This window comes from Chitinophaga sp. 9-1-y (assembly GCF_059511905.2).
The window spans coordinates 486,399-512,894 of sequence record NZ_CM197955.1 but is presented as its reverse complement, the minus strand read 5'-3'; the positions used below and the strand labels follow the sequence as shown (position 1 = coordinate 512,894).

17 protein-coding genes are annotated in these 26,496 nt (G+C 47.6%); 5 read left to right on the top strand and 12 right to left on the bottom strand.

All coding sequences use genetic code 11. The features are described 5' to 3' along the window. Positions 1–4: 4 nt before the first annotated feature. From AC5ZC7_RS02215 to AC5ZC7_RS02190, 6 genes are all read right to left on the bottom strand, one after another. On the bottom strand, positions 5–1,501 hold the full coding sequence (locus tag AC5ZC7_RS02215; RefSeq protein WP_496159794.1) for a RagB/SusD family nutrient uptake outer membrane protein: 1,497 nt from the start codon (positions 1,499–1,501) through the stop codon (positions 5–7). Continuing rightward, the gene (locus tag AC5ZC7_RS02210) at positions 1,501–5,058 is read right to left on the bottom strand and encodes a SusC/RagA family TonB-linked outer membrane protein (RefSeq protein WP_496159795.1); all 3,558 of its coding nucleotides are present in this window, start codon (positions 5,056–5,058) and stop codon (positions 1,501–1,503) included. The genes AC5ZC7_RS02215 and AC5ZC7_RS02210 overlap by 1 nt, the downstream gene beginning before the upstream one ends. A gap of 89 nt (positions 5,059–5,147) precedes the next feature. Beyond that, a complete protein-coding gene (locus AC5ZC7_RS02205; protein WP_496159796.1) occupies positions 5,148–6,296 on the bottom strand; it encodes a FecR domain-containing protein in 1,149 nt (382 codons plus the stop codon). A 51-nt stretch (positions 6,297–6,347) separates the two neighbouring features. After that, on the bottom strand, positions 6,348–6,905 hold the full coding sequence (locus tag AC5ZC7_RS02200) for an RNA polymerase sigma-70 factor (protein ID WP_496159797.1): 558 nt from the start codon (positions 6,903–6,905) through the stop codon (positions 6,348–6,350). Between the two features lie 100 nt (positions 6,906–7,005). Beyond that, positions 7,006–9,078, bottom strand: a complete 2,073-nt coding sequence (locus AC5ZC7_RS02195) for a carboxy terminal-processing peptidase (protein WP_496159798.1) — start codon at positions 9,076–9,078, stop codon at positions 7,006–7,008. Between the two features lie 66 nt (positions 9,079–9,144). Further along, positions 9,145–10,359: an alginate lyase family protein gene (locus tag AC5ZC7_RS02190; RefSeq protein ID WP_496159799.1), complete on the bottom strand. Its 1,215-nt coding sequence runs from the start codon at positions 10,357–10,359 to the stop codon at positions 9,145–9,147. Positions 10,360–10,556: 197 nt separating this feature from the next. Between AC5ZC7_RS02190 and AC5ZC7_RS02185 the strand changes: the two genes are divergently transcribed. The 5 genes from AC5ZC7_RS02185 to AC5ZC7_RS02165 all read left to right on the top strand — a co-directional run bounded on the left by AC5ZC7_RS02185 (position 10,557) and on the right by AC5ZC7_RS02165 (position 18,805). Continuing rightward, positions 10,557–11,393 (top strand): methylated-DNA--[protein]-cysteine S-methyltransferase, encoded by an 837-nt coding sequence (locus tag AC5ZC7_RS02185; protein ID WP_496159800.1) that lies wholly within the window; start codon positions 10,557–10,559, stop codon positions 11,391–11,393. Between the two features lie 613 nt (positions 11,394–12,006). Further along, positions 12,007–12,420 (top strand): SRPBCC domain-containing protein, encoded by a 414-nt coding sequence (locus AC5ZC7_RS02180; RefSeq protein WP_496159801.1) that lies wholly within the window; start codon positions 12,007–12,009, stop codon positions 12,418–12,420. A gap of 227 nt (positions 12,421–12,647) precedes the next feature. After that, on the top strand, positions 12,648–16,604 hold the full coding sequence (locus AC5ZC7_RS02175) for a Pls/PosA family non-ribosomal peptide synthetase (RefSeq protein WP_496159802.1): 3,957 nt from the start codon (positions 12,648–12,650) through the stop codon (positions 16,602–16,604). 136 nt (positions 16,605–16,740) lie between these two features. Then, positions 16,741–17,274 carry a GNAT family N-acetyltransferase gene (locus tag AC5ZC7_RS02170; RefSeq protein WP_496159803.1) on the top strand — a complete coding sequence of 178 codons (534 nt, stop codon included), beginning with the start codon at positions 16,741–16,743 and terminating at the stop codon, positions 17,272–17,274. A 43-nt stretch (positions 17,275–17,317) separates the two neighbouring features. Continuing rightward, on the top strand, positions 17,318–18,805 hold the full coding sequence (locus AC5ZC7_RS02165; protein ID WP_496159804.1) for a DUF255 domain-containing protein: 1,488 nt from the start codon (positions 17,318–17,320) through the stop codon (positions 18,803–18,805). Here the strand turns inward: AC5ZC7_RS02165 and AC5ZC7_RS02160 are convergent, their stop codons facing one another. The 6 genes from AC5ZC7_RS02160 to AC5ZC7_RS02135 all read right to left on the bottom strand — a co-directional run bounded on the left by AC5ZC7_RS02160 (position 18,806) and on the right by AC5ZC7_RS02135 (position 26,425). Further along, positions 18,806–20,002 (bottom strand): glucuronyl hydrolase, encoded by a 1,197-nt coding sequence (locus AC5ZC7_RS02160; RefSeq protein WP_496159805.1) that lies wholly within the window; start codon positions 20,000–20,002, stop codon positions 18,806–18,808. It abuts the gene before it with no gap. 22 nt (positions 20,003–20,024) lie between these two features. Then, positions 20,025–21,080, bottom strand: a complete 1,056-nt coding sequence (locus AC5ZC7_RS02155; protein WP_496159806.1) for a substrate-binding domain-containing protein — start codon at positions 21,078–21,080, stop codon at positions 20,025–20,027. A gap of 34 nt (positions 21,081–21,114) precedes the next feature. Then, on the bottom strand, positions 21,115–21,876 hold the full coding sequence (locus AC5ZC7_RS02150; protein WP_496159807.1) for an SDR family oxidoreductase: 762 nt from the start codon (positions 21,874–21,876) through the stop codon (positions 21,115–21,117). Between the two features lie 49 nt (positions 21,877–21,925). Then, positions 21,926–24,145 carry a BT3233 family polysaccharide utilization protein gene (locus AC5ZC7_RS02145; protein WP_496159808.1) on the bottom strand — a complete coding sequence of 740 codons (2,220 nt, stop codon included), beginning with the start codon at positions 24,143–24,145 and terminating at the stop codon, positions 21,926–21,928. Positions 24,146–24,167: 22 nt separating this feature from the next. Next, the gene (gene kduI / locus AC5ZC7_RS02140; protein ID WP_496159809.1) at positions 24,168–25,010 is read right to left on the bottom strand and encodes a 5-dehydro-4-deoxy-D-glucuronate isomerase; all 843 of its coding nucleotides are present in this window, start codon (positions 25,008–25,010) and stop codon (positions 24,168–24,170) included. Between the two features lie 152 nt (positions 25,011–25,162). Then, a complete protein-coding gene (locus AC5ZC7_RS02135; RefSeq protein WP_496159810.1) occupies positions 25,163–26,425 on the bottom strand; it encodes a DUF2264 domain-containing protein in 1,263 nt (420 codons plus the stop codon). Positions 26,426–26,496 lie beyond the last annotated feature (71 nt).

Here is a 26,496-nt window from a genome sequence, read left to right as displayed (position 1 = left end):
TGGATTATTCCGGCATCCTGGTACCGGTACTTTGCGGATTCTGCACCAGAGATGGATTACGCTGTAACACCACATCCGGTATGGCCAGCACATACTGCGGATCCCTGGCCTTCAGCCGGTACACTGCTACTGTGCTCATAGAAGGCTTAAATGCATGCGTAAGCGTGGGCATGCCATAACGCCTTAAATCAAACCAGCGATGCCCCTCTTCATTAAAGAATTCCCTGCGACGCTCGTCCCGGCACCATTGCAGCATCACCTCTGCACTGGCCATTTGCAGTGGTTGGTAAGACCATGGCCCAAACCTATGCTGACGCAGTGTATTCAGGTCTGTTAACGCCTGCTGCGCGGCGTCTGATTTGCCACTCTTTTTATACAACTGTATATTGGCTTCTGCTCTGTTGAGATACATTTCTGCACTCCGCCAGGCAGTACCCCGCAGGTTTTCCAGGTTAGGGTCATACTTCCGCTGTCCATAGTCCATCCCTACAAAAGGTTTCAAAAAATCGGGCACCTCCATGTAATAGATATAAGACCGGAGATCCCCCGCCTCGTAGGTTTTAGCCAATGAGGCAGACAGGCCATACGCCATATTCATCCCCAGTGGCTTCCGTTCCTCTGTACTGCCAAACAGCCATATGTTCTCCGTAGTAATTGTATTCAATATATACTGCCCGTCTTCCGGTTGAATATTGGCAAAGTCCATCAGCTGCGGACGATACTGCATCACGGCACCGGCGTGTGCAATTGCTTTGTCCCATTGCTCCATGAACAATGCCACTCTCGATGCGAGGAAATGGGCAGCGATGTAGTTAAACCGATAAGGCGTTTTGTTAATTTTATCCGCATCCAGCAAAATGCAGGCACTATCTATATCCTGGCTGATTCGCTGATATACTTCTGCTACGGTATTCCTGGCCGGGTAAGTTTCGTACAGGTTGGCATCGAGACGCAGTGGTACACCCAAACTTTTATCAGGTGTAGTGGTGCTGTCGTTATACGGCCGTCCATACAAATTCACCAGCATAAAATAGTAATATGCTCTAAGGCCCAGCGCCTGCCCTTTCAGGTATCTTTTGGCCACATCGTTACCAATACTGCCATCAACAGCCTGCAGCGCCACGTTACAGCCTAATATCAGCTTATAGTAAGCACTCCAGGAATTGAAGCCGGCAACATCCGGGCTATTATTCCTGCGGGCAGCTTCCAGGAAGTCCGGCTGCCAGGTAAACGCTGCCATATTGCCAAATACCGCATCCTGGTTATTCACCAGTTTCGGTGTGTTATAACATTGTATGTCGTCGTCCATAAATTGCAGCTGTGGCTGCATTAGGGTGCTGGCTAACGGATAACCGTCGCCAAATAATAGTTCACTGTAGTCTTCGGTCGACTTCGGCGTCATATCTGTCTGCGACTTCTCTTCCAGGAACTTTTTGCAGGAAGCCAATCCTGTTAACACCACCAGGATACAGATGATCCCTGTTTTTTGTATCCCTTTCATTAGAACATAACATTAAGGGTGAAAGAATAGGATTTCGTAACCGGTAATGCAGTAGTACCCGTACCTAATGTTTCAGGATCCTGCCCCATTAACTTTTTACTGGCAATGGTAAACGGATTGGTAACAGCACCACCTACGTGGATACCTTTTACACAGGCCTTACGACATATCGCGAACGGTACCTGGTAAAAAACATTGATAGTACGGCAACGCAGGAAGCTGGCATTTACTACCCGCAAATCAGACAGGTCATACATATCGTAAGGATTTACTCCTACCTGTGAAACGGGGATCTTTACCAGCCTGTCCGCTCCAAAAGCAGGTACATTGGTAAATGCTTCATCACCGGGTTGACGCCATCTTTGTGACAGGATTACCGGCATGTTCTTTTCCGGTAGCGGCGCACCGCCTGAAATGAACGCGCTGTTATAAATCGCATTTAAGCGCTTGTAATTACCATAACTCAGGTACATATTCAGGTTCACCGTAAAAGCGCCGTAACGTACACGGGGATTGAATCCCATGGTAACCAACGGATCTTTTCTGCCGGAATACACCAGGAAACTCGCCGGATCTTCATTAGCTCCTTTAAAAACGCCTGTATTGTTGAACGTTGGATATCCTGTATGGTGATCCAGTCCGGCATAGGCATACGACCATAAACTATTGATAGGACGGCCCGGAATAAGGGCCGTTCCTGCCAGATAGTTAGTATAGAGATTGCTGTATTGACTGCTAACGATATTGTTGTAATTCTTTGAATAAGTAAGATCAAAAGAGATGTCTGTTTTTTTGGTACGCAACGGTACTACCTGCAAAAACAAATCAAATCCACTGTTGGTCATATTTCCCGCATTTACCAACATGCTGTTTACACCGTATTCAAAAGGCAGCTCCTTGGTAGCGAGTAAGTCCACACTTTTCTTCATATAGGCCTCCCCGTTAAAATTCACGCGGCCATTAAACAACGATAATTCCATACCCGCATTCGACTGGTAGGTTTTCTCCCAACGCAGGTCAGGATAGGCGAGGCTTTTGGTATGCAGGATATACTCTCCGCTACCTTCATCAATAGGAGAAGGAGGATAGGTGGCAATCAGTTGCGGACCTACCTGGTCTACCACATTCCCTTGTGTACCAAAAGAGGCATGGAAACGCAGCCCGCTGATAATCCTGCTATTACTTAACCACGACTCACTGCCAGCATCCCAGCTGCCGGAAAACACCATGTTGGGTAAAAACCGTTGATTGGAATATTGGCCAAACCTGTTGGAGCCGTCTGCCCGGCCGGTTACACTTAACACATACTTACCCATCAGGCAATAGGTACCGGAAGCATAAAAGCCCATGTTGTTATTCAGAGTATTCACGATAACCGGCGTATGATAATAGGTACCACCTTTTACTGCACCACCACCTGTATTATACTCACCGGAAAAGAAGGACTGGCCTCTGTCAGGGAAATATCCCAGCTCCACAGAAGAAAATCCCTTGCGTTGTAACGATTTAATTTCGTTACCTACCATCAGGTATAAACGATCGCGTGCACCAAAAAGGCTGCGATTGTACTCCAACTGGTTACGCATATTCAGCACCACCAGGTTTTCATGATTAATATTGGCCAAACCACCGTAGGGAAACACAGATAATTTCCGAAGGCTGTCACTTACTGCTGCGCCAAAATCATAGCCCCTGGCCTCAGAGATCAGGTAGCTGCGATCATACGCCGCCTGCATGCCTTCCGTACTACCCAGCTGCCCGCTAAGTAAAGTAGTCCACTTCCAACCATTTGCCACCTGGTAATGCAAGGCTGCGGTTAACATCGTGTTGGTAGTAGTGGCGGTATTAGTAGTTTGATTAATCTCATTCTCAAAGTTGTAGGTAAGCGGCATATGCAGTGTACCTGAAATACCTTTATCAATCCGCAGCGACGGATCAATAGTTCGCGCGGTACTTACTGCATAGTCAAAAGGATTTACACTGTAGTAGCCGGAAGACCGGATATAACTGGCGTTAGCGCCGATGTCAATGCTGAGTCTTTTACTCACCGCCGCGTGCAGGTTTAATAACACACTGTATTGTTTGTTACCATCTTCTTTAGCGGCGCCGCCGTTATTGGCGTAGTTGAAGGAGGTGTAGTAATTTGTTTTATCATTGCCACCGGTCAGGCTGAGTGAATGATTATTGCTCACTGCCGGGCGAAATAAACGGCCAAACCAGTCCGTATTCATCGTTTCCATAGCCGCTGTACGGGCATTGAGTTCATCTGCGGTAATTTGTTTTTTCAGATACTGCTGCACCAGGCTTTCATACCCTACATTGCGGACATTATAATTATTAAGACCATCGGCCATCAGTTCCCTGGAGAGATCCACCCGCTGCCGGGAATTCATCAGCTGATACTGTGTATAGGAAGGCCGGGCCTGGAAAGTAAGGGTACCATTATACGACAACTGCGCAGGGCCACTTTTTCCTTTCTTCGTGGTAATCACAATAACGCCGTTGGCGGCGCGAATACCGTAAATAGCCGTAGCCGCCGCATCTTTCAGGAAAGTCATGCTTTCAATATCATACGGATTAAGACCGGATACAGCATTGCCAATAACAGAAAAATTAGCGCCCTGTGCACCACCCATGGCCTCATTTAACTGTGCAGGCGTAAGGTCTATCGGGTCTTCCTTGATCACCCCATCTATCACCCATACCGGCGCAGCATTGCCAATAAAAGTAGAAGTACCACGAATTCTCATTTTAGGCACTGCATTCGGGCTACCAGAGTTATTCACAATCATGAGTCCCGGCACCTTGCCTTGTAACATCTTGTCTACCGTAGCTTGGCCTGGTTGTATAATATCGGCGGCATCGAGTTTAAATGCTGCGGCAGTAGACATCCGTTTGTCGATGACCTGGTAACCGTTCACCACTACTTCCCGAATTTCCTGCACCACAGAATCCATGGCAATTTTCGCAAACACACCCTGCTTTACTGCTACTATCATGGGTTTCATGCCCAGCCGGGTCACGCGGATTTTGTCGTCTTCCGTTACTACCAGGAAAAACATACCATCCTCGGAGGTATTGGTACCTACTTTAGAGGCAATGCCCTGTATAGTAACACCACCCAATGCTACTCCCTGCTTGTCAGTCACCTGTCCGCTCACAAAAAATCCTTTGCGCTCTGCCTGTCCTTCCGGTTGTACTTTCGGGTAAATCATAATACCCGCCAGCCCCGTGCTATACTCCAGGTTGGTTTTCTCCAATAACTGTCGCAACAATTCTCTTAATGGCGCATTCTTGACGTCTACGGTAACTGGTGGCTGCTGTTCCACCTCTTCTACGTTGTAGGTAAACCTGACTCCCGTCAATAAGCGAATGTCTTTCAGCACAGCCGGCAACGGCTTCCTGACGGCCTTATAGGTGAACTTCTTATCCAGCGCAGGGAAGTCCTGGGCAGATAAATGTTGCGGCAGGGTGATACACAACAGTAGCAGCAAAATAGACATAGCTACGCCATGCACAGCCCTTCCGGCTGATGTCAGCTTTAATAATCTGTTCATTGTTGTACAGCGATTTTAAAATAAAACGGATACGCTTATACGAAAATCAGTGCCCGTTTGTACGATGGTTGATAAATGATGATGCTTTATTATTTTCCTGGTTTACTTACAATAATTACTCTGTTCACTGTTTTGAATTTCACTTTGCCTGTTGTACCGGCAATATTATCCAGTATATCCTGTAAGGCGCCCGTTTTACGCATATCCAGCGTAAAATGCAGGCGCTCCAGGGCAGGGTCATCAAAGTGAATAGTATAGTCATATTCCCGTTCCAGGCTATGAACAATCTCTTTTAGGGTAGCTTCTTCAAAATAAATATCCCCGTCTTTCCAGGCAGTATATACCCTGGCGTCTACCCGTTGTTTTTTAAGCACTGGCACTGCTGCACTATAGGTGGCTTGTTCTCCCGGTAATAATATCACCGCCTGGTTATTCACGGTGGCGCTCACTTTTCCGGCAGATAAGGTAGTATGAATTTGCCGGTCGTAGGTATTCACATTGAAGGCAGTGCCCAATACTCTTACCTGCATATCACCGGCTTTTACAATAAAAGGCTGTGAAGCTTTCTCTGCAACTTCAAAATAGGCTTCCCCGGTAATCTTTACCTCGCGGGTGCTGCCATTAAACGCAGCCGGGTATTCCAGTCGCGAATCAGCGTTTACCCATACCCGTGTGCCATCTGCCAACACAATTTTGGCCTGATGTCCGCGGGGTACTTCCAGTATATTCGTTTCCGTAGCCTTGATAGCCGCTAATCCCGGCTGATATACAATCATGGTGTCGCTGGCATTGATGGTACCACCGGCCTCCCGCAATTGTTGTTGCCCACTGCCCAGTGCTACTTCCTTTCCGTTGGATAACAGTAACCGCACCTTTGAACTGGGCGGTAGGTTAGCAATGGCTACAGCAGGCGTTGCGCGACGTAACTGTAAAAAATATACGCCGGCAAATGTTAATAATGCCGCTACAGCCGCAGCGATTCCCCAACGCAGGTAACGTACGCTTTTCAATACGGGCTGTGGATGTAAGTTTCCTGCTTCCGGTACAGAACGCTGGAACCGTTCCCATCCTGCTGCCATCGGAAATTCCTGTTCTTCTTTCGCAGCTTCCTGCAAATAAGCATGTATGGCGCCGGATAGCTTCGCTACCTCCGCCTCGGCATCAGACAAAGGCGTTTCTTCCGCGCCTTTCTCCAGCTGCTGCAGCAGTTTTTCCCAGTTAATATCTTTTTCCGGCATATCCATATACGTTATAGACACTCATTTATAAGAAAGGGTGAATGATAATTGCTAGTTCATCAAAAAAAATAATAACAACCAACGGATTAACCAGATACATTCTTTACGAAGCACCTGGTAAGCCAGCCGGATATGCGTTTTAACCGTATTGACAGAGATATTCAGGCGGCTGGCAATCTCTGTATACTTCAATCCATCACGGTTGCTCAGCAAAAAAATAATGCGGCGCTGCTCCGGCAGCTGGTCAATAATTTCCCATAGCCGCCGGTGCAACTCCTCCCGCGGAGGCGCTTCCTCCTCCTGCGGCATTGCCACCTCTTCCACATCTGCCAACTCAAAAGAAACGGGGCCCGACTGCCGCAGATAGTTCAAAGAAGCATTCCGCACCGAACGAAAAGCATAGCTGCCAAAATTCCTGACAACAGGCAATGTGGCTCGCTTGTTCCAGCAGTGAAGAAAGAAATCCTGTGCAATATCTTTGGCGATATCTTTATCACCAACTACCCGGAAAGAAACGGTACATAAATGAGAATAATGCTGGCGGAATAATGTGGCAAAGGCCGCTGAATCAATGGAGGGCGACAACTCATCATTATCATATTCCCCCATAACCCCGAACATTTTTATTCATGAAAACTGGTTGATCTTATACTTTATATCCACAAAATATAAAAAGGAACAGAAAAGCCCGCATTCATGCAAAAACATTTTACCGGAGGCCGTCCATCTGCTGCATAATTTCTATCGTCTTTAACAAATAAGCATCTTCACCTGTGGATGCCATCCATTTTTCATAGCGCTCCTGTAAAATCTTATCTGCCAGTGTATCGGTACCCGTTAGTATTAACCGCTTTCCTGCCGGCAACTTCCATATTTCACCCAACGTATCGATATGCCGCTGTAACTGCTGCTGATGCTGCTTAAACTTATCAAATGATAAAGGAACCGGATCATCCTGGTGCTGCTTCATCCAGTTGGTGTTCTCTAATATACCTGCGAATACTTTATCGTTTTTCCACCAATCATTTCCGGCGGCAATCAATTGCTGCTCTTTACCGGACCTGGGGATAGCTGCATAAAAAGTACCCGGAATAGTATCCCATGCCAACGCGGTTACATTATCCCGCTCCTGCACTTTGCGATAAGCGGTTACACCTGGTAACAGGATATCGGGAATAACTCCCTTCAACTGTGTGGAAGCGCCATTAACGCGATAAAATTTATGCTGCGTTAAAGCAATGCTGCCAAAAAGCTGGGTAGGTATTCCTTTGTCCGGATCCCCCGCTTTGCCCATTGGCAGGGTAGCCTGCGCCGTCCCCTTTCCATAGGAAGAAGCACTGCCAATCACAATACCACGATGATAATCCTGGATAGCAGCGGCAAAAATTTCCGCTGCGGAAGCACTGTTCTCATTGATTAATACGGTGAGCGGCCCCTTATACAGCCAGGGTTGTGTGGAGTCCGTATTATATACTGCTACACCATCCCGCTTTCTTAACTGTACCTTAGGACCGGGCGGCAGAAAGAGTCCCAGCATTTTCACCACTTCATCCAGTGAGCCGCCGGGATTATTACGCAGATCCATCACCATACCACTTACCTGCGCTTTTTGTAAAAGCATTACTTCTTTGGCGATGTCATCCGCGCAGTGAACACCCTCTTTTCTCTCAAAATCTGCATAAAAGGCAGGTAAATAAATATAGCCGATCTTTTGCTGTTGCTGGTGAATCACGGCACTCCTGGCGCCGGTTTCATCTTCATTTACGATTCCTCTTTCTATGGTTACCATGGATTCATGGCCATTGCTTTTACGCAGCACCAGTTTTACCATGGTCCCTTTATCTCCGCGGATTAACCGGGATATATCATTTAATGGCATGCCGGCTACTTCTACCATGTCGCCACCATGATTACTCACCTGTACCAGGTGATCATTTTCCTGTACCAGTCCGCTGCGTAAAGCCGCGCCACCACTGATTAAACGCTTGATAAATACTTCATCATTTTTTACGCCTAGCTCCATGCCCAGTCCGTAATAACGGTGCGCCATCTGTTCCTGTAACATCCGTGCATCGGCTGGCGGGTTATAGGCGGTATGTGGGTCCATTTCAAATACCACGGCATTTACATACAGGGCAAACTTATCATTCTCCGCAGCAGCGATGAGCATATTGCTGAAGGAACGTTGAAACCAGCGTTGCACCTTGGCCCTGGCCAGTTGTTCCTGCTGAGCCAAAGGTAATTTCCCAATACTGTCAGTAGCGGCTGATTCCTGTATTTTCCGGAACACCTCATAGGTAAGACGCTTTGCCCATATGCTGGCCCGCTCTTTTTCATTGGCTGGAAATGCTGATTCATGGCGGTTCAGCAACACCTGTTCGGATGATTTAAAAGAAACGGGGCGTTGTAAAATACTATCGGTGAGGCGGATGGCATCTTTTACCCGTTGCTGGTACAAGGGAAAGGCCACGTTAAAAAATTGCACGTCGCCCTGGCGCAATTCATCATCCAGCGTGGTTTCATAAGCCTGTAACTGTGTAATATCTTTTTGTAAGAATAACGAACGGTAATCGTCTATGGCCGTGATAAACCTTTTCCATACAGCCTTTGAATAGGCATCGTTTAATTCCTTGGGGGAGTAGTGATCTCTTTCCAGTCTGGCTACCACCAGTTTGATAATGCTTTGTCGTGCTGCCTGTACACTATCCGGGTTTTGCTGTCCGGCCAATACCGGCAAACTACCTGTCAATAGCAGTAACAGTAACTTCAGTTTCGCTGTCATGATGATTCGTTGATACATCCTGATGACACAGAAAAAGAAGAAAGGGTGAATGCCGGGTGCAATTCGTTAGCTACCCCAGCCGGTGAGCAGGAAGGTATAATCCGGTTGCCTGGGATGCACTTGCCATAAGGCCGACAAGTCCAGGTCAGGGTATTTGGCTGCCGCAACCAGGGCGAGGGTTACATACGCACCGGTATCCATGGGTTTAATTTGTTGATATGGCCAGGTAGCTTTAGTGGCAGCAAATGGTAGCATCCATTCGAAAGCTTTGCGTACACTTTTTCCGCCCGGGCTTTGATAATGCCACAAGTCTACCTGTACCTGTTCTCCCATGGTAGCCAGTTCAAAAAAGGCCGCCAGGTTAAAGTAGGAATAATTCCAGGAAAGCGTGCGTTCCAGTTCCAGCGGCTGCCGGCCATCTACTTCCAGCTGATGATCAATGCGTGGCATGGTTTGCTCCAGCAATAGTTGTTTTGCCAGTTGTGGTTGTTCCGTAAATAAGGCGATAGCTACGGCCTGCACATCATACCAGGTGCCGTGGTTGTTTTTCGCCACCCGTTCTTCCTGCCCTATTTTACTGGTACGCATCCAGGTAAGAAAGCGGCGGAACCAATCTTGTATACCCGCAAAATCACTGGCAGGAAAAGAATGCGCATTTTTCAGCAACTGCATCCCATCAATCATCCCCACTACGGCATGGGTGTCTATTAAACCAATGCCCCTGCCTTCGGTGATACCGGGAATGGCTTGTCCATAGTTTAAGTTGGGGTTCATCCGGGTATCGGGGTCCAGGAACCAGGTGCGTAGCAACTTTGCGGCATGGGCGGCATATTTTTCATCACCGGTATAAAACCAGGCCAGGCCCAGTGTTTTCACATCTCCACACAATGCGTTGAAGTAGCTGTCGTCTTTCACGGTATAACGTTCCGGGTTAGTGACGCCGTCGCGGCGGATATATGGCAATCCGTTTGCTTTGGTGGAATCCGGCCACCAGTAGGGTCCTACACTCATGTAGTCGTGCTTATCCCCACTGGGAGGCACTTTACTTTTAAAGGTCACTGCATACGGACCATGTTGCAATGCGCGGTCAGCCTGCTGTAATAGGTCTGCCAATGCTTTCTCTGCTTGGGGATCATGTTGTGCCATAGCGGCTTTACTTTGCTGTAGCACAGTTGATTGCAATAAAAAAGTAGGAGGAGCGGCTTGCTGCGCAAATATGGATAGTGGCAGATAAGCGGCGAAACAAAGTAATGCGGCCTTCATAAATTTGGGCATATTCATTTATGGATATTTTATTTCATCATAACCCGAAGGGCTGGGATCCACACAAGCGTCGGTTGAAATTATCGTACTTTCGAATGTAGTTAAATTCCCCGCTTTTCCTGTAAAAATCGGAGAATGACGCCAAAACACAGATAGCAATAACCGGGTTTTTTAAGGATAAGGGCGCTGCTACCTTTGTTTTAAAATAAACAGCCATGAACAATTATGATAAAATTGCAACGGCAATAGACTACATCAAAACCAATTTTAAAACGCAGCCTGACCTCCAGGAAGTGGCAGCAGCCGTGCATATGAGCCCGTTTCATTTTCAACGGGTATTTTCTGAATGGGCAGGTGTAACACCGAAAAAATTCCTGCAATATCTCACACTGGATTACGCAAAAAATATTTTACGGGAAGAAAAGGTCACCGTTTTTGACGCAGCTTTTGAAGCGGGTCTCTCCGGCACCGGGCGTTTACACGATTTGTTTATTAACATCGAAAGCATGACGCCCGGCGAATACCGCAATGGCGGCAAAGCACTGCATATTAATTACAGCTTTGCAGAAAGTCCTTTTGGCAATATCCTGGTGGCGTCTACGCCCAAAGGTATTTGCCACATGACTTTTGCAGATAACCCTGATGCCGCCCTGCAGGCGCTGAAAGAGCAGTTCCCGCATGCACAGTTTACGCAGATGGTAGATCTCCTGCAACAGAATACCCTATACATCTTTACGCAGGATTGGAGCCGGCTGTCTGAAATAAAACTGCACTTAAAAGGAACGGACTTCCAGCTGAAAGTATGGGAAGCGCTGTTGAAAATACCAATGGGCAACCTCACCACCTACTCCCGCCTGGCAGCAGATATCCAACATCCCAACGCGTCCCGGGCCGTAGGCACGGCAATAGCCCAAAACCCGGTGGCCTTCCTGATTCCCTGTCACCGGGTTATCAAAGCTACCGGTGAATACGGCCAATATCATTGGGGAAGCACCCGCAAAAATGCAATGATAGGATGGGAAGCAGCACAGACCCAGGAGCAGAAAGCATAAAGCAGAAAGCAGAAAGCAAAAAGCTATTGAAGCGGATGATTAAAGCGTGTTAATGATATTCGCTAAGGTCATCCACTTCAATAGCTTTTTGCTTTCTGCTTTATGCTTTCCGCTCATAAAAAAGGGCTGCCCGCTTGTGAAGGACAGCCCCGTTTTTGCTTATGAAAATAAGGACCCGCACTGAAAAGCGCCTGCCCGGTTAGACGAGATTAATTTCTTTTACACGAGGTATAAGGCCACAAATAATAAGATGATAAGTGTTAAATACCAATTGGGCATGCGTAATAATTTACTCATGTGTAGTCAGATTTTGGTTTACTTCTTCTTAATTCAGATGTTACTTGTGCTCTTTTATAATGAATTGCTCCGATGACGTGCCTGGATACTGGTTGCTTTTGTACCCGAGTTAGATTTTTATTAGATGTTTGTCAGATTTCCTGTTAAATGTTTCACTCTTCTCTAAGCTTACTTAAAAATAAAAAAATATTTTACATTTTCACGTATAAATATCCACCTTTTCACAGTGTCCGACACATTAATAATAAGAATACTTATTATCAATAGATTACATATGCCAATATCTCCCTTTTTCTTTACCTTAACCTAAAAAACGATGGCACCCGAAAAAACACCCGTAGGACTCACCGCTTCACAAGGCTGGGAAATGGGCATCCGCCGTACTTTTCCTGTTAGCATCCATCAGGCCTGGGAATTATTGTTCACCCCACCCATTCTCGGCGTTTGGCTGGACGATAAAGCCAATATCGCTTTTCAGAAAGGCGATACCTACACTACGCCTGGTGGCGTCAGCATCACCGTTACGGCCGTCACCACCAGCAAAGTAATCCGCATGAAATGGCAACGGAAAAATGAACCTTCCGCGTCCACACTGCAAATAAGAGTGATCCCTGTAAAAGAAAAGACCACTGTCAGCTTCCACCAGGAACACCTGCAAAATGAAGCCGACAGGGATCGTATGAAAGCTTACTGGGAAAATGTACTGGATAAAATAAGCGAACAAATCTAACGAACAAGAAGCGGTATTTGATTGTTTCCTATAACAGGTATGCACCTACGCACCATAGCAGGAAAGTATTGTAGCTAAAGCAACAGCATGGCATTTACCCAAAAGGAGAAAATGAATATCATCTTCCCAGATTATACGCATTTTCCCCCAAACAACCTATTTTTTTTAAGGGTATATTAAGGCGCTACACCGATTCTTACCAGTAACTTTGTGCCTACCAAACACCAATGAACCTACGGGAACGCGAACTTATGAATGTTTACAGTATAGTTAAGGGGCCCCAGCAGCCAGATTTGCTCCATGAAGAAACCCTGGCAGATATTTTTTCACAAGCGGTGCAGGCACACGCCCATCATACAGCGTTGATATTCGAGCAACAAACACTTACCTATCAGCAACTGGATCACTGGAGCAATGCAATAGCCGCTATGTTACAATCCAGGGGAATTGGCCCTGGCAGCGTAGTAGGCATTTGGTGGCCCCGTGGCCTGGAACTGCATGCAGCCATATTGGGCATTATCAAGGCTGGTGCCGCCTACGTACCACTCGACCGGGAAATGCCCGCCGAACGCGTAGAAGTAGTACTCACCGAAGTAAAAGCCGCGGCCTGTTTCAGCCAGGCTCCCCTGCAACTGGAAGCACCGGTATTAACAGTGCCACCCGTACCCGACAGTACTGAAACCTTCCAGCTCAGCGCAGGTCCCCAACCAGATAACTTTGCCTATGTGCTGTACACTTCCGGTAGCACCGGTAAACCCAAAGGTATTCCTATCAGCCACCGGCAGATATGTCACCTCATCCGTGCAGAACAAACTGTTTTAAACATACGATCCACCGATAAAGTATACCAGGGCTTCTCCGTATCCTTCGATATGTGGTGCGAAGAAACCTGGCTCAGTTATTTCAACGGCGCTACCCTCTGGGTGGCAGATGCCACCACCGCCAAAGCCATTGATGAACTGGGCGATGTACTCCGCCGCGAAAAAATTACCGTCCTCCATGCAGTACCCAGTCTGCTGGCCATCATGGACGACAACATCCCTACCCTCCGTTTAATCAATGCCGGAGGAGAAGCCTGTACACCGCAGGTGTTGGCCCGCTGGGGCGCACCTCCCCGCCTGTTCTATAACAGCTACGGCCCTACAGAAACTACCGTAAGCGCCACTTTTGCGGCACTAAAACCCGGCGATTATATCACCATCGGCCAGCCATTACCTAACTACAACATGGCCGTGGTAGATGAAAAACTGGACATCTTACCCGTAGGAGAACGCGGAGAACTGGTGATTTCAGGTCCGGGCGTAGGCGCAGGTTACATCGACCGGCCGGAACTTACCCGCGAAAAATTTGTGGATAAACCAGTGGCCATGACCGAACTACCCGGCAGTCGCCTATACCGCACCGGCGATGCCGCTATCATCCTGGCCGACGGTAGCATCGACTTCCAGGGCCGCCTCGATGATCAAATCAAATTACGTGGCTACCGCATTGAACTGGGCGAAATAGAAAATCAGCTCAATAGCATCCCCGGCATAGCCGCTGCAGCGGTAGCCGTTAAAAAAGATAGTAACGACCAGGATCAACTGGTAGGATATATCGTAAAGGAAGATGACCAACCTTTTGATGAATCTGTGCTCAGGAGTCATCTCGCCAAAGTATTGCCACCTTATATGGTACCAGGTATCATCCAGGTATTGGACGATATGCCCCGGCTCCCCAGCGGCAAAATAAACCGCAAAGCGTTGCCCGTACCCGCTGCCTTTACACAGGTAACCACCCATGAAGCCATTGATCCGGATGCTCCGCTGGCCGACAAACTCCTCATCATTCTCTCTAAAGTATTCCCCGACCGGCAGATTGATCTGCAACAGGATTTCTTTACTGACCTCGGAGGACACTCCCTGCTGGCAGCAGCCATGGTATCACGTTTGCGGCGGGAAGCCAATGTACCACAGGCATCTCTCAAAGATATCTACATACACCGCCCGCTACAAAAGCTGGCAGATACCTGGGCAGCCCAACCACAAGCCAGTCACCAGGAAAAACGTGTTTTCAATAAAGTACCCTGGTGGCGACACCTCACCTGCTGGAGCGCGCAAACCATTGCCATACTGGTAATTTACGGTTTGTTTGCCATGCAGATATACCTGCCTTATCTCGGCTATTACTACGTAGAACAAGCCACCAGCCACCTGGGATACGCTATCCTCACGGCGTTGGTGATGTTCTGCCTGTTACCTCCCGTATTCTCTGCACTCATCATCATGACCAAATGGCTGGTGATCGGGAAAATGAAAGCCGGCGACTACCCGGTATGGGGTAGCTACTATTTCCGTTGGTGGCTGGTGAAAACCATCCAACGCCTCATGCCTTCCCAGTTCCTCAATGGCACTCCCCTGTATCCTACTTATCTCCGGATGCTGGGCGTGAAAATAGCGCCGGATGCACAATTGGGCGCCGTTACCATTGGCGCGGAAGACCTGGTAACCATTGGCAGCGATGTCAGCATCAGCTCCCAGGCCGTTATCAACAACGCTTTCATTGAAGATGGCCTACTGAAATTAAGAACGGTACACCTCGGCGATCATGCCTACATCGGCAGCAGCGCCATCATCGGTGGCAATACGGTAATGGAACCCTGGAGCGAACTACAGGACCTTAGCTTCCTTTCTCCCAACAGCACCATTAAAACCGGTGAAGTATGGCAGGGCAGCCCCGCAGAACTGAAAGTCACCAAAAGTATCAGCGAACTGCCGCAGCCACTGGAAGTATCCAAAGCCACCCGCACAAAATACAGCATCATCTTTTCCTTATTCCTGCTGGTATTTCCGTTCACCGTACTGTTACCGTTACTGCCCACCATCATTACCCTGAACCAAATGGATAATGCGGCACCAGACTATAACTTTAACTACATGGTGATTACACCCGCACTGGCACTGAGTTATATCATTTTGTTTACCACACAAACGGTAGTACTCACCCGCCTGCTGCAATGGGGTATCAAACCCGGCACCTATCCGATTTATAGCGCTTTCTACGCCCGTAAATGGTTTGCCGATCAGCTAATGTCGCTGTCGCTGATTGTAATACATCCCATTTTCGCTACCGTATATATTTCTTCCCTGTTCCGTGCATTGGGTGCCAAAATTGGTAAGAACACAGAAGTATCTACCGCCAGCAGCGTAACCCATCCCCTGTTGGAAATAGGCGACGGCGCTTTCATTGCCGATGCAGTAACACTGGGCGAATCCGATGTCCGCGGTCAACAATTGATTCTCGAAAAAACAATTATCCACAATACCAGCTTTGTAGGCAACAGTGCCCTCATACCACAAGGGTATGAACTGCCGGAAAATATGCTCATTGGTGTGTTATCCACACCGCCGTCGAAAGAACAACTGGCTGGCAGCAATGCGCGCGACTGGTTTGGTTCACCCGCTATTGCCCTTCCACGCCGCCAGGAAAGCCATTTCTTTCCACCCGAGCTCACCACTACACCTTCGCCACAACGCAGACTGGCCAGGGCTTTGGTAGAATTTATCCGCATACTCATCCCGGAAACAGTAGTAATCTGTTGCAGTATCCTTTTCATTGCTTATGCACATGACCTGGTGACCGACAAACCCTGGTGGATGATCCTCCTGCAATTCCCGTTCTATTACCTGTTCTTCCTTGGCTTACCCGCTTTCCTGTTCACCGTAATGCTGAAATGGATACTGATTGGTGTGTATAAACCACTGCAAAGTCCCATGTGGACCTCCAAAGTATGGCGCAGTGAAGCCATCACTTCCACCTACGAAGCACTCTCTATTCCGTTCCTGCTGGAATACCTGAAAGGCACGCCCTGGCTGCCCGTAGTACTCCGCCTGCTCGGCGTAAAAACCGGCCGCCGCGTAATATTGAACACCGCTGATATCACAGAATTTGATATGGTGGAAATAGGCAGCGACAGCGTACTAAATGAAGACAGCGGCCCGCAAACACACTTATTCGAAGACAGGGTGATGAAAATCGGCGCCATCAAAATTGGTAAGAGAAGCAGCATCGGCGCCAGATCTATCATCTTATACGATAGCGAAATTGGCGATGATGTAAATATTGCTCCACTCTCACTCGTGATGAAAGGAGAAAAATTACAATCGGATACCACCTGGACAGGCAGCCCGGTGAAACCCGCTTAAACATAGTGTATGGGCGGGGAAAGCATATTTTTCCCGCCCATATTTTAGTAGCTATTTTAGAGAGATGGATACCTCCTTATTTACTCCGCTGAAAAAGATCCAATCAATCGAAGTACCCTGTTAACACATTGTATTCATGGTAACAATTACGCCTATACGAATCCGTGATCATTACGCGTTGATCAGCAGCATGATGGAGCAATTACATCTCTCCGAAAAATCCTTCTTCCTGAAAACAGCCAACTGGGAAAGTATTGCGGCCAACTACATGCAACACGTTATTGAAATGCAGGAAGATTGCAACGGTACCTGTTTACTCGCATACGTAGATAACGAACCCGCAGGATTCATTTTCGCCTACCTCGAAGAAGCCGATGAAAGCCGCATTGAAGACTATACCAACGATACCCTCTATGTATCAGACGGCTACGTTGCCGCAGCATTCCGCCGCCAGGGCATCTACCGCCTCATGAATGAAGAACTGGAGAATATTTATATAAAAAGAGGCATCAGAAGAATAGTAAGGTATACCCTCGCCAATAACGTGCGGATGCAACAATTCCTGGCATCGAAAGACTATCAACCGGTGAGACTGGTATATGAAAAATGGCTCACCGATGACGGGAAAAAGCCACTGCCGCTGTTTCCAGGCAATCCACAAAAAGACTAAACCAATTTTATCCAAATCCCGTATATGCTGGTAAAACGCTCCCGTGTTACACCGGTATATTATCTCCGCCTGCTTACTTTTTGCACAAATTGCCTCCGGCCAAAGCATTCCATGGCAGGAATTCAATCAACATGCCTTTGACCAGGCCAGTGCACAACATAAACCCGTACTGCTGGATCTGGGCGCCAGCTGGTGTCACTGGTGCCATGTGATGGATGATTCTACCTACAATAATCCTGCGGTAATCAACTATCTCTCCCAACATTATATCTGCATAAAAGCCAACCAGGACAAACGGCCCGACCTGTACGCCAAATACAAAGACTATGGCTGGCCCGCCACTATTATATTTCATGAAGATGGAAGAGAACTCCTAAAGCAAGCCGGCTATTTCAGCCCGGCAGATTTTCTGCCGTTGCTTCAGAAAACGTATAATAGTTACCGTTATATTGAACCACTAAAAAAGGTAGTCACCAACACCGTGATACCAGGAAAATGGTCTGCCGCCACCGCCGCATTTGTAAAGAAAAACTTCTTCACCTACCTGGACATGACGAATGGTGGCTACGATATGCAACAACATTTCCTGGAATACGATGGCATTGAATATGCACTCCGTCATGCTAAAACAGATCCGCTGTTAAAAAAGTGGCTACCCCTCACCATTCACGGTTCCTACCGTATCAACGATCCTGCCTGGGGTGGCGTGTACCAGTACTCCACCAACGGCGACTGGGAACATCCACACTTCGAAAAAATACTCAGCATACAGGCGAGGTACATTAAAATATACGCGCAATACTACGCCGCTACCAGGGATAGCACTGCATTACAGCAAGCGAATAACATTGTTCACTACCTGGATACTTTCCTGCATAGCAACGAAGCGCTCTACTTCAATTCACAAGATGCCGATCTGAAAGCCGGAGAACATGCCGGCGGCTATTTTGCACTATCCGCAAAAGGTCGTTATGCACAAGGCATCCCGAAAATAGACAGCACCTGCTATGCAAAAGAAAATGCACAACTGGCAGATGCATTGCTATACTTATATAGCGCTACCAACAATCAAAAACAATTGAAAAATGCGGGTGATATTCTATTGGTTATTCAAGAAAAATTCAAACTACCCGATGGTGGTTATGTACATGACCGGGCATTTACCGGCAGCGTAGCATTAGCGGATCAACTCTATCTTTGCCAGGCATTATTACATTACCATCAACTCACCGGGGATACGGCCACACTACTTGCTGCAAAAGCAACTGCCGCTTATATGCTGACACATTTCACCGGGAAAAACAATGCACTTTACAGCTTCAGCAACAATAACAAATACCTCCCACCGGATGAGGTGCTCAGTGAAAACATAGATGCCTGCCGGGTGCTGACTGCCCTCGCTGCTTATAACATGCCTGCATATAAAACGGCGGCAGAAAATATATTTAGTTATATATCTTCTCCCGCCGTATTAAAAACAATTATCGCCGAACCAGGTATATTAACGGCGAAGGAAATGCTACAGCAATAACTATTTCGCCCACTGTTTGTAGCGCAGCAATGCTTCTACAAAATAGTAATCGGCGTAAGTCAATGGTACATCCACTTCCGATTGATGTGGCAAAGAACCCACACTGTGCATTAATATAAAGTTATTGTTCTCACCTTCCTTAGCCAGGTAGGCAGGACTGCATAAGCTGGTCAACATTTTCTCTGCTGCATTCCAGTAACGCTTGCCTTCCGTTTTGTTGGTATAACGACTGAGTTCCAGCAGGGCAGATGCCGCTACGGCCGCCGCAGATACATCACGCAGGGCATTGGGAATACCAGGCGCCTGATAGTCCCAGTAAGGCACCAGGTCTGCCGGCATCGTAGGATTATTCAGTATATATTCCGCAATATGACGGGCCTGATCCAGGTAGACTTTGTCTTTGGTATCACGGTACATCATGGTGTAGCCATACAAACCCCAGGCCTGACCACGGGACCAGGCAGAGCTATCAGCCGCTCCCTGGTGCGTTTTACGTGCTATTACCGCCCCATTAGCCGGATCATAATCGATCACGTGGTAAGAGCTGTAATCAGGACGGAAATGATTTTTAATCGTAGTATTTGCATGTGTACGGGCAATCCTGGCAAACTGTTGGTCGCCGGTTTCACGCGTAGCCCAGTTCAGTAATTCCAGGTTCATCATATTGTCAATGATCACCGGGAATTTCCAGGTGCCATGATCCCAGGATTTAATACAGCCAATAGTTGGATTAAAGCGGGTAGACAATGATTTTGCGCTGGTCAGCAAAATAGCTTTATACGCAGGATCTTTGGTAATACGCAGGGCATTACCGAAAGGGCAATACATCATAAACCCAAGATCATGGGTGCGGGTATTGAACTGTTCTTTTTGTACCAATGCCATGCGTTTCAGCGCTTCCGTTTTAAAGGCAGGATCCTTCGTGTATTCAAAGAGGTACCAGTTGGTGCCGGGATAAAAACCGGATGTCCACCAGCCGGAATTGGAAGTCATCAGGCTGCCATCTTTAGTGTTGGTGGTGCGTGGTAGTAAGCTGTCCGGCACATGCGTCATCATCAGTTTATACTGCCTGGCTGCAAATTGCAGCGTAGCATCTGCCTTTGCCAGCAGGGCTTTGTCGGCTTTACCGGATTGTGCATACGTTTGCATCAACATCACTGGCAATAACATTACCGTAAAGAACAGGTTCTTTCTCATAAATAACGTGATTATAAAATGATCATTTCTTTTTGGCGCTGGTCTTAGCCGTACCGGCAGAAGATTCGCGTGCTATCAGTTGAATAGGTATTATTTCCTGTGAATAACGTGGCACACTGGAAGGTGCGGTATTGATCAGTTCCATTAGAGCCGCTACTACTCTTTCTCCCATCATGGCAGGGTATTGGTCCACGCTGGTAACGGGCGGCGTAACAATTTCCGTACGGGGGTCATTGGAATAGCCTACTACTTTCAGGTCTTCCGGCACCCGCACATTTATTTTACGGCAATACTCCATAATGGTAATAGCCGTGGTGTCATTGGAAGCGAAAACGCCGTCCGGGTAAGGTGTTTGCGCAAAAATTTTCTCGCAGGTTTGCCAGGCATTATCGCGGGTTAATTCGTGATAGAAAACACGTGATTTCTTAAATGCCAGCTTATTTTCCTGCAATGCATTTTTATAACCGGCTACCCTTTCTACATATAGGTTGCTCGTCAGCGGGCCTGAGATATGCACAATATCTTTACATCCCCTTTCGATCAGGTGCGTGGTAGCAGTATAACCACCGAGGTAGTCATCTCCCTTAATCACTTTTACATTGTAATCTTTGGGCACCCGGTCAAAAAATATCAGGGGAATATTATTGTCTTTGAATACATCGAAATGAGAAAAGTCGGTGGTATATAAAGTTGTGGATACTACCAAACCATCTACCCTGGCGGAATACAAGGTATTCACCAGGGCTATCTCCTGCTCATAGGAGTCGTTCGACTGGCAAATAATAAGGTTATAGCCATGTTCCTGCAATTTATTCTGAATGATGGTGCTGATAGCTGCCGGAAAAAACATGGAGATGCGGGGTACTATTAACCCAATGGTTTTGCTCTTATTGTTCCGCAAACCAGCCGCCAGGGCATTGGGACGATATCCCAGCTTACGGGCCATCTTCTTCACTTTGTCTTTCGTACGTGCGCTGATGTTAGGATTATCATTCAGTGCGCGTGACACAGTAGATACGGAGAGTTTCAGTTCTTCCGCAATATCCACAATTGTTTTTTCTGTACGTTGTTTACTCATGTATAGCAACTATTAGCTGTAATATATTGTTCTGTTATCTTCCCATCCAGCCACCATCTACGGTAAGAATAGTACCATGTACATAATCAGCTGCTTTGGAAGCCAGGAACACCACCGGCCCTGCAAAATCTTCCGGCTGCCCCCAGCGCCCTGCCGGAATACGATCCAGTATTGCGCTGCTTCGCTGCTGATCTGCCCTCAATGCCGCTGTATTATCGGTTGCAATATACCCCGGTGCAATCGCGTTCACATTCACGCCTTTCGACGCCCACTCATTGGCAAATGCCTTCACCAGCGAACCTACTGCGCCCTTGCTGGCGGCATACCCCGGTACATTAATACCTCCCTGGAAGGTGAGGAGAGATGCCGTAAAGATAACCTTTCCGCTTCCACGTGCAATCATTCCTTTACCAATTTCACGGGTAAGGATAAACTGAGCATTCAGGTTGATGTTAATCACCTCGTCCCAATACTCGTCAGGGTGCTCCGCCACCGGCTTACGTAAAATAGTACCGGCATTGTTCACCAGTATATCCACCACCGGCACTTCCTGCTCCAACTGCTGTATAAATGCATACAAAGCAGTCCGGTTGGAGAAATCGCACTGGTAAGCTTTAAAGTTACGTCCCAACGCCTTCACTTCCTGCTCTACCTCACTTCCCGTCAACTCCAGCGAAGCCGATACGCCGATAACATCTGCGCCGGCCGCTGCCAGCGCCACCGCCATTGCTTTGCCGATGCCACGCTTACAACCTGTTACCAACGCTGTTTTACCCTTTAATTGAAATAAATCCATGATAAAAATATTAACAGATCGTCGAATGTGGCCATCCGACGATCATGAATTATTGAATGGTAACCTGTAAAGGTTGTTTAATCTTTTGTGCAAATGTTTCCAGGTAACTGAACCAATCGGCTGCCGAAGTAATCCGGCCACCTTTTGTCCAGGCGGCCCCGAAGTAATACACATACGGTTGCTGATTACCGGCTGTACCCGGACTCAGCAAATGTACCTGATCCGTTTTCATACCAGGCACCTCCCGGGCAAACACACAACCCACGCCAATTGTACCGTCTTCCCCATGAGTAGGCTCCCAATAGCCCATTACACCGGTTTTCTCATCAAGTAATACTGCACCCGGGTCCTTGCGTTTTACAATACCCGTTACAACAGGGATGTTATCTTTCCCCTTGAAACTATACTGCATTTGCATCTTGTTCAACTGCGAACCAGCATCCAGCGAAATCGTTTTGGTAACGGTCACGGGTATATTACCCGCCTCCCAGCTGTCGTAAGTCAATGCAAACGTGGTACGTAACGGACCATTATCCAGTCTTTTCCACTGCCGGTAATTCTTTGGATAATAAATGGTGTCTTTCCCATAAGGTGCGGTATCACCTGCCCCCAGCGTTAAACCAACACTGTAGTAATCCAGTCCCTGGCCGTTATCATGATGATAGTTATCCAGTTTATACCAGGTATCAATCACCATATCATCGGTACGCTTCGCCCATACATCAATACCATAAGCCATTTCCTTCGGTACCTGTTCCAATGCCTTGCCATACATGCGATATGCCATGCGATCATTTTCCCAGGCATAATCATCTTTACGCTCCGGTACATAACGGCCATAGGCCAACGCTTTTACCGGGGCCGGCGTGCCTTCCACCAAAGCAGCATGCATGCGCGCACCGGCAGGCAGTGTTACCTGTAATAGTAATGTCTTCGCTGTTTTAGCACCTTCATATACCAGCTGGTAAGGAATTTCCTGTCCGCTTACCACATTGATTACTTTAAAAGACGAAGCCACCTTTTTGCTGATTTTACGGGTCAGATCAGCATAGGGAATTTCCACTAAGTCTCCTTCTCTATGTACACCGGTATTATTGGAGATAACAACCGCCGCACCCGCATTTTTGTGCAGGTCATATTTAATCAGTTCTGACCCGGCTAACAGGTACGCACCTACGCCATATACTTCCGTGTCGTCTGCGGTAGCCTTTCCGGGAGCGGCGCCTATTTCCTGCACAAAGCCCAGTTTACCGCCGGGTTGTACACAACTGGTCAGCGCGTCCCATCCTTTCCGGACTACAGGTAAAAATGTTTTCTCTGGCAATAATCCATTATTGATACCCCACATTAACGCATACACGTAAAAACCGGTGCCACTTGTTTCCTTTGCAGGGTAGTTATCCGGATCCAGTAAACTGGCATGCCAGGTGCCATCGGCTGTTTGCAGTGCGGCAATGCGGTAAGCCATTTGCTTGTACAATTCCTGGAAACGTTGTTTACCCGCATAACTGGCAGGCATATTATCCAGCATTCTTACCAGGCCACCCATTACCCAACCGTTACCGCGACTCCAATACACATTGGTACCATTCTTTTCTTTCTTCCCGATGTAGCTGCCATCACGGTAGTACAGGCTATCCTGTTTGTTATACAGGAAGTCAGTAGTTTTCCACCATAATTTGTCAGCTGTTTCCAGGTAACGGGCATCACCGGTAGCAGTAGATAAATAGGCTAATGCGGGCGGTCCCATAAACAGTGCATCGCACCATGCCCACTCCCGATGGTGAATACCGTTCTTCCATTCCAGCGATTCCGTATGCGGTGCAGCTACAATGCTGTCGGCCAGTTTGCGGAATTTATCAATCATCACCGGCTCCTTATACACGCTATATAACTGGGAATACAATTGACCTACACAATATTCATCTGCAAAAAAACGATCCGGCCCGGTATTCCATTGATTATCTTTCCCTACCTGTATCAGCCGGTCCATAAAAAACGGATTGTCCGTTACCTGCGCGAGCGACATCATACCGGCATACATGGCGCCATTGGTCCAGTCGGTAGGCGCATGATTCCAGCCTTTATTGGTAATATACCGCCACTGCCAGGCCGCTACTTTTTCCATCTGCGCCCGCACTGCCTGCGCCGTATAGGCGTCAGCGAAAGTGGCGTGAGCGGCGGTTACCGGCCCCGTAGCAGAAACCGGTAAGCTGGCATGCAGGACAGACAAGCCCAGCAAGCTTCCTGCGATAATTTTCTTCATCATGATAGCAGCTATTATGAGTTCATTAACGTAGTTCCGTGATCTTACAATGATCCATATCTCCGTAGTCCAGGTTTTCTCCGGCCATGCCCCAGATAAAAGTATAATTGCTGGTACCGGCGCCACTGTGAACAGACCATGGTGGTGATATAATCGCCTGTTCATTCTGTATCCACACGTGGCGGGTTTCCTGCGGTTGCCCCATAAAGTGACAAACCGATTGCCCTTCCGGTATTTCAAAATAGAAATAAACTTCCATTCTTCTGTCGTGCGTGTGCGCCGGCATCGTATTCCATACGCTGCCCGGTTTCAACTCTGTCATCCCCATTTGCAGCTGGCAGGTTTCCAGTACACTGTTCACCAGCAGCTTGTTGATAGTACGGTGGTTAGAGGTTTCCAGGGCGCCCAGGGTCACTACTTCCGCTTCGTCTTTAGACACTTTACGGGTAGGATAAGTATGATGTGCAGGGGTAGAATTCAGGTAAAATTTAGCGGGTGTCTGCGCATTTTTACTGTGAAATATTACCTGCTGTTTTCCTTTACCAATGTATAACGCTTCTTTGTAGTCGAGCTCAAATTTTTCTCCATCTACCTCCACAATACCCGCACCTCCTACATTGATCATTCCCAATTCTCTTCTTTCCAGGAAGTAATTAGCTTTCAGCAAGTCTATAGTTACCAGTGTTAACGGGCCATTCACGGGCATAGCGCCACCAGTGAGGTAACGGTCGTAATGCGTATGTGTCCAGGTAATCTGGTCTGCTGTAAAAATATTTTCTATGAGAAAAGCCTGTCTCAACTGCGCAGTATCCATTTGCTTCACTTCTGTAGGACTGCTGGCGTACCTTGAATCAAACGTGGTATTCATATGTTGAATTTTAGCTGTTAGCTTTTAGCAGTTAGCTTTTAGCCAATGCAGCGAATACTTACCATATTCATCGTCACTAACAACTGTTAATAATAAATTAAATAACTAAAATAAAACTATAGTCCTCAGCCGCATTGGCTAAAAGCTAATTGCTAGTAATTAACATGGTAATCTTTTTTGATGGCCTTGCCTGACCATACTTTCTGCGCGGTCCATTCTGCTGCCGGATCTGTCCAGAAAGGATCCGTGGCAGGTAATCCCAACGCCAGGAATCCATTGGTGCAAATGTATAAGCTGCCGGTAGAGGTATATACATCCGCCGCTTCCGGTTGATGCCCGCAAATACCCAACTGCAGCCATCCTTGCTGATCGAAGGTGCCGTTCATTTCAAAAATATTTTTCATGATAGCGGTCATGGCGCAACGTACCTGTGCAGGTTTGATCACTTCCGGCAACTGGTGCAGCAGCGCCAGTTGTACCAATGGCTGAAACGCTGCCGTGCGATAAGTCATAGACCGCCCCAGCGCCGGGTAAGTACCATCTGGTGCGATCATCCGCTCCTGCAGTTCTGCAAACCGTTGCATACGTTTCATTGCCTGCTCATAATCTGCTTTGCTGCCCTGGTTCTTATCCATCAACACTTTCAGCATATCGGTAAACATCGGGTGGATCACGTAGCCGTTATAGTAGTCCAGCGAAAACTGGGGCCCATCACTGTAAAAGCCATCACCGGCATACCATTCCTGTATTTTTTTGGTGGCTACCATGGTGCGCATCGGCTCATAGTCTTCCCCGATAGATAACAGGAAAGCTTCTACCATAGCGGCAAATAATAACCAGTTGTTATAGGCTGGACGTATACGTCTTAATTCTTTTAATTCCTTGATCACATTGGCTTTGGTGGCATTATCCAGCGGCGCCCACAGTGCTTCCGGGGCCCGCATAAACGTTTGACACAAATAAGCCGCATCTACCAGTGGCTGTGCCTCCGAGCGGAAGTTCAGGTAATCCGGCGACGATGGGTTCACCCCATTCACAATGCCCTGCAATACCTGCTCCCTCATTTGCCTGCGCACCTTGCCTTCCGGCGTGTTATCATCCGGCAATGCCAGCCAGGGCGCCAGTCCGGATATACAACGCCCGAAAGCCTCCAGGTAGGTGACTTTCTCCACGGCCAGGCCATATCCCGGCCCTTTTTCCAGTGGCATATTCTTCTTCAGGGTACCCTTACTCATATTTTCTACTACGGGCCGGGCTATACGCTGTAATAAGTTTACATGATACTGCCGGTCAGGTATAGCTGCCGCAGCAGCGTTTACACCTCCACTCGCAGCGGATGCCAGTGTTTTGCCTGGGGCCATGGCTCCGGCGAGACCCGCCAATGGCGCTATTTTGATAAAGTTTCTGCGTTCCAAGGTAGAATTACTTTGATGTAGTTAAAATAGTTGTTCCGGTAATACAGCTATGGCTAAAGCTCTAAAGTAAT

What these genes read in the sequence shown, in the direction of transcription:
- AC5ZC7_RS02215 (WP_496159794.1), bottom strand. Translation starts at nt 1,501, where the DNA reads ATGAAAGGGATACAAAAAACAGGGATCATCTGTATCCTGGTGGTGTTA.
- AC5ZC7_RS02210 (WP_496159795.1), bottom strand. Translation starts at nt 5,058, where the DNA reads ATGAACAGATTATTAAAGCTGACATCAGCCGGAAGGGCTGTGCATGGC.
- AC5ZC7_RS02205 (WP_496159796.1), bottom strand. Translation starts at nt 6,296, where the DNA reads ATGCCGGAAAAAGATATTAACTGGGAAAAACTGCTGCAGCAGCTGGAG.
- AC5ZC7_RS02200 (WP_496159797.1), bottom strand. Translation starts at nt 6,905, where the DNA reads ATGGGGGAATATGATAATGATGAGTTGTCGCCCTCCATTGATTCAGCG.
- AC5ZC7_RS02195 (WP_496159798.1), bottom strand. Translation starts at nt 9,078, where the DNA reads ATGACAGCGAAACTGAAGTTACTGTTACTGCTATTGACAGGTAGTTTG.
- AC5ZC7_RS02190 (WP_496159799.1), bottom strand. Translation starts at nt 10,359, where the DNA reads ATGAATATGCCCAAATTTATGAAGGCCGCATTACTTTGTTTCGCCGCT.
- AC5ZC7_RS02185 (WP_496159800.1), top strand. Translation starts at nt 10,557, where the DNA reads ATGAACAATTATGATAAAATTGCAACGGCAATAGACTACATCAAAACC.
- AC5ZC7_RS02180 (WP_496159801.1), top strand. Translation starts at nt 12,007, where the DNA reads ATGGCACCCGAAAAAACACCCGTAGGACTCACCGCTTCACAAGGCTGG.
- AC5ZC7_RS02175 (WP_496159802.1), top strand. Translation starts at nt 12,648, where the DNA reads ATGAACCTACGGGAACGCGAACTTATGAATGTTTACAGTATAGTTAAG.
- AC5ZC7_RS02170 (WP_496159803.1), top strand. Translation starts at nt 16,741, where the DNA reads ATGGTAACAATTACGCCTATACGAATCCGTGATCATTACGCGTTGATC.
- AC5ZC7_RS02160 (WP_496159805.1), bottom strand. Translation starts at nt 20,002, where the DNA reads ATGAGAAAGAACCTGTTCTTTACGGTAATGTTATTGCCAGTGATGTTG.
- AC5ZC7_RS02155 (WP_496159806.1), bottom strand. Translation starts at nt 21,080, where the DNA reads ATGAGTAAACAACGTACAGAAAAAACAATTGTGGATATTGCGGAAGAA.
- AC5ZC7_RS02150 (WP_496159807.1), bottom strand. Translation starts at nt 21,876, where the DNA reads ATGGATTTATTTCAATTAAAGGGTAAAACAGCGTTGGTAACAGGTTGT.
- AC5ZC7_RS02145 (WP_496159808.1), bottom strand. Translation starts at nt 24,145, where the DNA reads ATGATGAAGAAAATTATCGCAGGAAGCTTGCTGGGCTTGTCTGTCCTG.
- kduI (WP_496159809.1), bottom strand. Translation starts at nt 25,010, where the DNA reads ATGAATACCACGTTTGATTCAAGGTACGCCAGCAGTCCTACAGAAGTG.